This is a genomic window from Kitasatospora sp. NPDC059673 (genome assembly GCF_042734215.1).
GTDB lineage: Bacteria > Actinomycetota > Actinomycetes > Streptomycetales > Streptomycetaceae > Kitasatospora.
The window spans coordinates 531,906-540,824 of sequence record NZ_JBHWEN010000002.1; the positions used below are offsets into that span (position 1 = coordinate 531,906).

The window sequence follows — 8,919 nt, forward strand, 5'->3', positions numbered from 1 at the left end:
GCGGCGGGCGTCTCATCGGACGACCGGACGGGGTGGATCAGAGCTGGATGAGTCCGGCGGTGGCGGTGGCGGGGGCCAGGGCAGGGGTGCCCGCGAAGGTGGCGGTGTAGGAACCGCTCAGCAGGATCGCCGTCAGCGGGCACAGGCCGGCGCAGGAGGCCACGCCCTGCGCGTTGGTGGTGGCGGTGCACACCGTGTGCGTGCCGACGGTGAAGGTGATGGTCTGCCCGGGAACGGGCTTGCCGGTGGTGGTGTCGGTGAGCGTGGCCTGCGGGTGCAGCGTGATGTTCAGGCCGCCACTGAGCGAGAACAGCAGCGGCTGCGCGGTCAGGCTGGTGGCGTCCTTGGTGTAGGCGTACTGGTCGGCCGGCGCAGTGGCACTGGTGCCCGCGGCGGTGGTGACGGTGACGTCCACGGCGCCGGAGGCGGTGGCAGCGGGGGCGGTCGCGGTGATGGAGGTGTCGCTGTTCACCGTGAACGAGGCGGCCGCCGTGGCGCCGAAGGCGACGCCGGTGGCCCCGGTGAAGCCGGTACCGGTGACGGTCACGGCGCTGCCACCGGCCACGGGGCCGGTGTTCGGGCTGACACCGCCGACGGTCGGCGGAGCGGGGGCGGCCTGCGGGGTGATGGCGAGCGCGATCGGCACACTGCCGACGCCGATGCCGGCAGTGGCGGTGTTGGTGGCGGTGCTGATCACCGACACGGTGTTGTGGTTCTCGTTGGCCGCGTAGACGGCGGTGCCTGCGGGGTTGACCGCGATGCCGACCGGACCGCCGAGCCCGCCGATGGTGGCGGTGACGGTGTTGGTGGCGGCGCTGATCACACTGACGCTGTTGCCGCCGGTGTTGGCGACGTAGACCGCGTCCCCGGACGGCGTGACGACCAGGTCCTGCGGGCTGGAGCCAACGCCAACACTGGCGGTCACGGTGTTGCTGGCGGTGTCGATCACCGAGACGGTGTTGGGGCCGTGGTTGGCCACGTAGGCCGCGGTACCGGCGGGGTTGATCGCGACTCCGACCGGCTGGGAGCCGACCGGGACGGTGGCGGTGACGGTATTGCCGGCCGTGCTGATCACCGACACGGTGTCGCCGAACAGGTTGGTCACGTACGCCGTCGCCCCGGACGGGGAGATCGCCACATCGGCCGGACCTGCGCCGACCGGGATGGTGGCGGTGACGGCATTGGTGGCCGTGTCGATCACCGAGACCGTGTTGGACGACTTGTTGGTCACGTACACCGCGCCCCCGGACGGGGTGACCGCGATGCCGAGCGGGGCGTTGCCGACGGGGACGGTGGTGGTGACGGTGTTCGTGGCGGTGTCGATCACGGAGACGCTGTTGCCGCCGGCGGCGAGACCGGCGCCGCCGCTGTTGCCCTGGTTGGCGACGTAGACGGCGTGGCCGTTCGGGGCGATCGCCACCCCCACCGGGCCGTCGTCGACCGGGATGGTCGCGACGGCCGTGTTGGTGCCGGTGTCGATGACCGAGACGGTGTTGCTCGCGAAATTCGCGACGTAGCCCAGCGGACCGCTCGCCGCGTGCGCGGGCGGCGCCGCCGCGACGCTCAGGCCCGCGGCCGCCAGTGCGAGCGCACTCAGCAGCGCTCCCCATCGACCGCTGCGCGTCGCAACTGATGCGTGAGACACGTGATCCCTCCCCATGGATCCGGCGCCCCGCCCCGGCGGCCCCGGCCGGGGCACGCTTGACGGGACGGTGCGCTCCTTGCCGGGTTCGGAGCCCCGGCGGCGGCCCCACCGGTCGCTGCCGGTGGAACGCACTCCGCCGGGGCTTCCGCTACGCGGTGATATCCGGAGCACTCGGCTCCGGTCAACGGGCAGGGATCCTTCCGCGCCATCCGCCACCCCGCCCCCGAGCACCGCCCCACCGCTCCGCAGCAGGCTGGACCAGCACGCGCGGCCTCCCGCAAATGGCCGATTCAGCAGGGCCCGTGCAGCACCCGCACGCCGGACGAAGGCCCCCGGCACATCCCGACCCCCTGGGGGATCACGTCGTGGCGGGCTCGCCTGTCGCACGGCGGCGTGACAGGGCGTCGGACACCTTCGCGGTGGCGTACAGCGAGACCGCGAGCGCGACCACCAGCGCGACACCAGCAGCGAAGATGCTGCCGTCGGAGACCGCCTTCGCGCTGCCCGCCTCGCTGCGGGCGGACCCGGCGATGAACGGCAGGACCACCAGCACCGCGACACCGAGGACGACCTCGCCCCAGACCACCTTCGGGAAGTGACGCAGCGTGAGCTGGAACAGGGAGGCGGAGTCGTCGGCCCGGCGGGCCTGCGCGATCCGCGGCATCAGCCAGAACTGGTTGAAGGCCCCGGCCGTGACCAGCCCCAGGACCAGGAAGATCTTGACCAGGAGGGCGATGCCGTAGCCGGTGGTCCACAGCTGGGAGACGCCGCCGACGTGCTTCCAGCTGATCCACAGGCCGGAGATGGTGACCGCGCCGACGCACACCATGGCGACCAGGCTGAAGCGGCGCCAGATGTCGGCCCACAGCAGGCCCGCGCCTTCGCCGAGGCGGCTGCGGGTGGCCGCGAGCGCGACCAGCAACGCCAGACCGCCGACCCATACGACGCCGGAGACGATGTGGGTCTGGGAGAACACCGGGTCGAGCCAGCGGTCGAGTTCGGTGGGTGCGGTGGCCGGTATACCGGCGATCAGGGTGACCGCGAGGGTGGCGGGCACAGCAGCGAGGGCAAGGCGGTCGAGATGGCGGCGCACCGCCGGGACGAACAGCGCGATCAGCGCGACGGCAGTGGCGACGAGCACGATGTTCTGCAGGAGGTAGAGCGTGCCCTGCGCGACCCACGCCCCCTTGGCCGCAGGCGCGTCAAGAAAGTCCACGATCCTGCCGGGGCCCATGGCATCACCGAACGGCATGCCCTTTCCGGCCCGAGCGACGCGCGCCACTAGCTGAAAGTACCCGGCGACCAGCAGAACGACGCCCGCCCAGGCCAGGTAACCCGCCGCCCGCCTGAGCAGCACGGCGGCGTCCCCCGGGGCAGTGCTCGCGGCCCTGAGCGCCGGGCGCACGGCGGCGATGTACGTGACAACACTGCCGATCGCGCCGCTCAGGCCGAGGAAGTAGCCGGTCTTGGTGAGGATCCGCCAGATTGCGGGCGTGGTGTATTCGGCCGTGTTCGCGGCCAGCAGCAAATTCATCACCAGGTTAGCCTAACCGCAGTTAGGCCAGCCTGTCCTAACTCGCCCTCGGGGAAGCCTGTCGAGGAGTCGGCCGGGGGCGGTGAGCTCGCGGCAGACTTGCCGAACTGCCGAACGAGCCTTGCCGCGGATGCGGACACCCGGAGCCGCACGCGCCCTGCAGGCGAAACACCGCGCCGGGTGCGCCGGTTCGAGCCGATAATCGGCAAGGCCCTCGTGCCGAGGTCCACGACTGGACGGCCCTGCACCAGCCCGGACGGCGTCGGCGCCGACGAGGCCTGCCGCAACCGTCGAACCTGCCACCTGCACAGGCGCGGCATCGCGGCCGTCCGCCGGATCCGCTCGTGATCACCGACGCATCACCTGGCCCTCGGCGGGGACGCGGGGCTGACCACGGCTTCACACCCACGGCGTCCTGTGCAGCGCTCGACCACGACCGCACGGACCACCTTCCTCCCCCGGCAGCGGCCTGCGCGCGCCGGGCTATGATCGCCCGTCAACCGGCCGACCGCCCAGGGGGAACCATGCCGTCGCCATCCGCAGCCACCACGAGCTTCGACGCCAACGAACGCACTGCCTGGGCCGGACGGGCCGACGCCTATGCCGCGACCTTCGGCCGGCTCTGCGCGTACACCGCGCCGGAACTCCTGGACGCCGCCGAAGTGTCCACCGGCACCCGACTGTTGGACGTGGGTACTGGACCGGGCACGATCGCCGCGGCCGCCTGCGCCCGGGGCGCCGAGGTGACCGCCGTGGACGCCGAGCCGAGCATGCTCGAACTCGCCCGCCGCGCCGCCCCGTCCGCGCGCGTCGAGCTTGCCACGCTGCCCGAACTTCCCTGTCCGGACGACGAGTTCGACGCACTGGTGGCCAACTTCGTGCTCAACCACGTCGGCCGCCCACTGCTCGCCCTCGGGGAACTGCGCCGCGTCCTGCGGCCCGGCGGCCGCCTCGCCCTGACCATCTGGTCCGGCACCCCGGCCCCGGGCCAGACGCTGATCCCGCAGGCCCTCCAGGCCGCCGGTGCCGTCCACCCACCACACCTGGCCCCGCTCGACCCTGCCGACGACTTCCCGCGTACCCCGGCCGGCCTGACCGCCCTCCTCACCACCGCCGGCCTGCACCACGCCACTTGCCGCACCCTCACCTGGGAGCACCGCACCACCGCCGAGGACTGGTGGGCCGGCCCGGCCTCCGGCATCGCCACGATCGGCCGCACCCTGCGCGCCCAGACCCCCGAAACCCAGTCCGAGGCCCGCCGCCACTACAATCGCCTCGCCGAAGCCTTCCGCACCCCGGACGGCACCCTCGCCCTCCCCCACGCCGCCCTCCTTGCCACGGGCACCGCGTAGGCGCGCCCAGACCTCGGAACAGCCACTCCGACCGCGCGGTCGCACGCGAGGAGGACGACCGCACCCTGCTCCGCCGCCACGTCGTCCCCGGGCCCGCCGCTCGGGCCCAGTCGCTCACCACTCGCGCGGCGCGATCAGCTCCTCCCCGTCCGCGTCGGCGAAGCCGTACGCCGCCGCGACGAATGCGAAATCCGCGCCGATCGCGTCCCGGGCCACGGTCTCGATCTCGCTGCCGGCCTCCTCCAGCGCCTCGCCCAGGCAGTTGAACTCCTCCGTCGCGGCGTGCGTCAGCGCGTACAACTCCCGTAGCCCGTGCGGGCGTTCGGACTCGATCCGCTCGCACAGCCTGCGCAGCACCTCGCGGCCGCGTTCGACCAGGTGGGCGGGGTAGTACGGGTCCCCGGCCAGCTCGCCCAGGAACTCGCGCCCCGCCACCTGCTCGTTACCGATCGCCATCCGGCCGCTCCATCCACTCGGGCCCGCCCACTCGGGGAATCTCGTGCCGATCATCCCTCCGAGCGCCGACAGCCCGAGCACCGACAGCCCGCGGGCCGCAGGGCGCTCAGGACGTGTGGACTGTTCCGCGCAGGAGTTCGTCGACGTCGCGCCGCGGGGTCGTCGCGCCGCGGGGGCCGTAGCCGATGCGCAGGAGCACCTGGACGGTGCCGATGCCGGCTTCGGGGTTGCGCAACCGCCAGCGGGTCTCGGGGAGTTCGACGGCCTGGTGGAGGACGGAGACCCGGACGCCGTGCGCGGTGGCGACCAGCCAGACGCGTTCCATGGCCTGGCCGGCCCGCAGCCAGTCGGCCGGCGTGTCGCCGCGGGTGGAGATGGTGACCAGCTGCGGGAGCGCCTCGAAGCGCTGCGAGCGGTCGGGGCGTCCGGTGAAGTCCCGCATGGGGACGTGGGCTTCGTGGTCCTGCGGGCCGAGCGCGGCCACCGGGATGCCGTCCGTCGAGGGCGCCTCGCGCAGCCAGCTCCCGGTCTCCGCAAGGCGGGCGTCGTCGGCGACGATCCGGGCTTCGGCCTCGGTGGTGAGCGCCAGCACCCGGCGCGCCTCGGCTTCCTCCAGCGCGTCGAGGACGGTGTCCTCGGCGGCGGCGGCGGCGATCAGTTCACCGATCACCGCCTCGGGGACGTCGCGGTTGTTGAACGGCTCGCGGCTGGAGTGCCGCACCGTGATCGCCTCCGCCAACTCGGCCGTCTCGTCGGGGACTCCGCGCGGGCCGAAGTGCACCACCGCGACCGGGGCGTCCGCCTCGACGGGGCCGGGCATCAGTTCCAGTTCCTCCACGGGCAGGCCCTGCCGGGCGGCCGCGACCCGCAGGTTGAACAGCGCCGCGCCGACGGACAGCAGCATGCCGCGACCGTCGGGGTCCGCCACCGGGACGGCCCGCTCCGGATCGGCGAACACCAGGACTCCGTGGCCGTCGTCGGCGGGCCGGAACTGCCAGGGTTGGGAGTTGTGCAGCGACGGCGCGGCTCCGGCCGCCGCCACCAGCTCCCGTAGTTCCTGCACGCTCAGCGCCGCCCCCGGGCCGCCCCTCGCACCACTCGTCGACTCGACCATCGCGGATCACTCCTCGTCGCGTTCCACGTGACTCTGTAGCTTGAGCGTGCACCTCGGCCCGGCCCTGCCGGTAGGGCCCAAAGGCCCCCACCGGACGACCTCCGTCCCGCTTCTTGATCCAGCAGGGCTTGACCCGGCAGTGCCCGAACCCGGCAGTGCCCGAACCCGGCAGGGCCTGATCCCGCTGGCCCGGGGGCACCCGAAACACGCTCACGCCGACGCGGTGCGCCGCTCGAACACCTCCAGCCGGGCCGACTCCAGAGCGGTCGCCACCGCGCCCAGTAGCACCGCGTCCTCGCCGAGCGTGCTCGCCACCACCCGGGGACGCAGCGCGCAGGTGCGGTGCAGCGCCTCCTCCAGTGGCGGCAGCAGCAGGTCCGCGCTGCGGCCGAGGCCGCCGCCCAGGACGACCAGTTCCGGATCGGCGACGGCGGCCACCACGGCGACCGCGAAAGCGAGTTGCTGCGCCTGCCGGTCGATCGCCGCCCGCGCGGCCGGATCGCCGGAGCGGGCCGCCTCGCACACCTCCTCGGCGGTGGTCGCGCTGGTCAGCCCGAGCCGCCATGCCTCGCCGACCACGGCGTCCGCCGCCACCACCTCCTCCAGCCGCACTTCCTGACGTCCCGTCAGTTCACCGGACAGGTAGGGCAGTTGAAGCATTCCGATCTCCCCGGCCGCACCGTGCGCCCCGGTCCACAGTTCGCCGTCACGCACCAGGCCGACCCCGACGCCCGTCCCGACCAGCAGGTAGGCGAAGACCGAACTGCCCGCCCCCGCACCGTAGGTGTACTCGCCGAGGGCGGCGAGGTTGGCGTCGTTGGCGACCTGCACCTGCATGCCGAGGCCGTCCGATATCCGGTCGACCAGGCCGGGCCGGGCCCAGCCGGGCAGGTGCGGGGCGTGCCGCACCGCCCGCAGGCGCTCGTCCCACACCCCGGGGCTGCCGATCACCGCCCGCACCACCCCGTCCGCCGGGGCGGCCCCGGGGCAGCCCGCCGAGCCGCCCTCCGCCAGCCCGGCGTCGGCGAGGGTGTCCCGGGCGGTGGCGATCAGTGCGTCCGCGACGGCGGGGCCGGAACGGCCGCGGTTGGGGACGTCCCGGCGGGCCACCACCCGGCCCGCCAGGTCGGCGACCGCGACCCGCACGCGGGCCCGGCCGACGTCCATCCCGAGCACGTACCCGGCGCCGGCGTCGGCCCGGTACAGGACGGCGGTGCGGCCCCGGTCGGGGGCCAGCGTGCCCGCCTCACGGACCAGCCCGGCCGTCTCCAGCGAACCCAGCGCGGCGGACACCGTCGGCTTCGACAGGCCGGTGTCCCGGGCGAGCTGGGCCCGCGAGGACGGGCCTCCGGTACGCAGCAGCTCCAGCAGCAGCCACTCGTTGTTGCTGCGCAACCGCTGCCGGCTCCACCGGGCCGGCTCGGGCACCAGGCCCGCCGGCCGTCTCCGCGCGACGGGCATCGCTTGCGGGTGGGTCATGCTTCCTCTTCTCCGGTCGGGACAGTCCGCCCGCCCCCGCCGGCAACACCGTCACAGACTCAACTGTCGTCCACGTCCAGGTCGTCACACCCGCCCCGGCACCGCACATCCGGCACCGACACGCCCGCCGGACACCGGCCCGCTCCCGGTTCCCGCAGCACGGCGATGGTACCCACCGGAAGCGTCGGCTGACGTACCGTACAGATCATGGAATTCCGTCACCTGGGCCGCAGCGGCCTGATCGTCAGTGAAATCGCCTACGGCAACTGGCTCACCCACGGCTCGCAGGTCGAGGAGGACACCGCGGCCGCGTGCATCCGCGCCGCCCTCGACGCGGGCATCACCACCTTCGACACCGCCGACGTGTACGCGGAGACCCGCGCCGAGGCGGTCCTGGGCCGGGCCCTCAAGGGCGAGCGCCGCGAAGGGCTGGAGATCCTCACCAAGGTGTTCTGGCCCACCGGCCCCGGCCGCAACGACCGCGGGCTGAGCCGCAAGCACATCATGGAGTCGATCAACGGCTCGCTGCGCCGCCTGCAGACCGACTACGTCGACGTGTACCAGGCGCACCGCTTCGACCCGTCCACGCCGCTGGAGGAGACCATGGAGGCGTTCGCCGACGTGGTCCGCTCCGGCAAGGCCCACTACATCGGCGTCTCCGAGTGGACCGCCGACCAGATCCGGGCCGGGCATGCGCTCGCCCGCGAACTGCGCGTGCCGTTCGTCTCCAACCAGCCCCAGTACAGTGCGCTGTGGCGGGTCATCGAGGGCGAAGTCGTCCCGGTGTCAGAGGAGTTGGGCCTCGGCCAGGTGGTCTGGTCGCCGATCGCGCAGGGCGTGCTCACCGGCAAGTACCGGCCCGGCGCGGCGCCGCCGGCGGGCTCCCGCGCCACCGACGAGAAGGGCGGCGCGAACTTCGTCGCCCGCTGGCTGCGCGACGACGTCCTGGAGCGCGTCCAGCAGCTGCGCCCGCTCGCCGACCAGGCGGGCCTGTCGCTCGCCCAACTGGCCGTCGCCTGGGTGCTGCAGAACCCCAACGTGTCCGCGGCGATCATCGGCGCCTCCCGGCCCGAGCAGGTCACCGAGAACGTCAAGGCCGCCGGCGTGAAGCTGGAGCCGGAGCTGCTCGCCCGGATGGACGAAATCCTCGCTCCCGTCGCCCAGTTCGACCCCGCGAAGACCGCCGAGAACGCCCCCCAGTCCCGTCCCTGAAGGCCCTGACAGCCCTGACAGCCCCGACGGCCCCGACGGCCCCGACGGCCCCGACGGCCCCGACGGCCCTGACGGCCCTGACGGCCCTGACGGCCCTGACGCCACGGCCGGGCCGGCGCCGCACCAC

Annotated in this window: 7 protein-coding genes; 2 read left to right on the forward strand and 5 right to left on the reverse strand. The window is 73.6% G+C overall.

The window, feature by feature from the left end:
* Positions 1-37 precede the first annotated feature (37 nt).
* Both ACFV18_RS04715 and ACFV18_RS04720 read right to left on the reverse strand, forming a co-directional pair.
* Positions 38-1,645 carry an IPT/TIG domain-containing protein gene (locus tag ACFV18_RS04715; protein ID WP_380479209.1) on the reverse strand — a complete coding sequence of 536 codons (1,608 nt, stop codon included), beginning with the start codon at positions 1,643-1,645 and terminating at the stop codon, positions 38-40.
* 358 nt (positions 1,646-2,003) lie between these two features.
* Positions 2,004-3,179, reverse strand: coding sequence for a CopD family protein (locus ACFV18_RS04720; RefSeq protein ID WP_380479264.1), 1,176 nt, complete (start codon positions 3,177-3,179; stop codon positions 2,004-2,006).
* 524 nt (positions 3,180-3,703) lie between these two features.
* Between ACFV18_RS04720 and ACFV18_RS04725 the strand changes: the two genes are divergently transcribed.
* Positions 3,704-4,531, forward strand: coding sequence for a class I SAM-dependent methyltransferase (locus ACFV18_RS04725; protein ID WP_380479212.1), 828 nt, complete (start codon positions 3,704-3,706; stop codon positions 4,529-4,531).
* Between the two features lie 114 nt (positions 4,532-4,645).
* On the opposite strand, the gene ACFV18_RS04730 is transcribed toward ACFV18_RS04725, so the two are convergent.
* The 3 genes from ACFV18_RS04730 to ACFV18_RS04740 all read right to left on the reverse strand — a co-directional run bounded on the left by ACFV18_RS04730 (position 4,646) and on the right by ACFV18_RS04740 (position 7,580).
* A complete protein-coding gene (locus tag ACFV18_RS04730) occupies positions 4,646-4,987 on the reverse strand; it encodes a DUF5713 family protein (protein WP_380479215.1) in 342 nt (113 codons plus the stop codon).
* Positions 4,988-5,093: 106 nt separating this feature from the next.
* Complete coding sequence (locus ACFV18_RS04735; RefSeq protein WP_380479218.1) at positions 5,094-6,101, reverse strand: Acg family FMN-binding oxidoreductase; 1,008 nt, start codon at positions 6,099-6,101, stop codon at positions 5,094-5,096.
* 210 nt (positions 6,102-6,311) lie between these two features.
* Complete coding sequence (locus ACFV18_RS04740; RefSeq protein ID WP_380479221.1) at positions 6,312-7,580, reverse strand: ROK family transcriptional regulator; 1,269 nt, start codon at positions 7,578-7,580, stop codon at positions 6,312-6,314.
* A 207-nt stretch (positions 7,581-7,787) separates the two neighbouring features.
* Between ACFV18_RS04740 and ACFV18_RS04745 the strand changes: the two genes are divergently transcribed.
* Positions 7,788-8,792 (forward strand): aldo/keto reductase family protein, encoded by a 1,005-nt coding sequence (locus tag ACFV18_RS04745; RefSeq protein ID WP_380479224.1) that lies wholly within the window; start codon positions 7,788-7,790, stop codon positions 8,790-8,792.
* Positions 8,793-8,919 lie beyond the last annotated feature (127 nt).

Bases quoted from the DNA above. Each gene is read 5' to 3' on its own strand.
- ACFV18_RS04720 (WP_380479264.1), bottom strand. From the start codon at position 3,179: ATGAATTTGCTGCTGGCCGCGAACACGGCCGAATACACCACGCCCGCA.
- ACFV18_RS04725 (WP_380479212.1), top strand. From the start codon at position 3,704: ATGCCGTCGCCATCCGCAGCCACCACGAGCTTCGACGCCAACGAACGC.
- ACFV18_RS04730 (WP_380479215.1), bottom strand. From the start codon at position 4,987: ATGGCGATCGGTAACGAGCAGGTGGCGGGGCGCGAGTTCCTGGGCGAG.
- ACFV18_RS04735 (WP_380479218.1), bottom strand. From the start codon at position 6,101: ATGGTCGAGTCGACGAGTGGTGCGAGGGGCGGCCCGGGGGCGGCGCTG.
- ACFV18_RS04740 (WP_380479221.1), bottom strand. From the start codon at position 7,580: ATGACCCACCCGCAAGCGATGCCCGTCGCGCGGAGACGGCCGGCGGGC.
- ACFV18_RS04745 (WP_380479224.1), top strand. From the start codon at position 7,788: ATGGAATTCCGTCACCTGGGCCGCAGCGGCCTGATCGTCAGTGAAATC.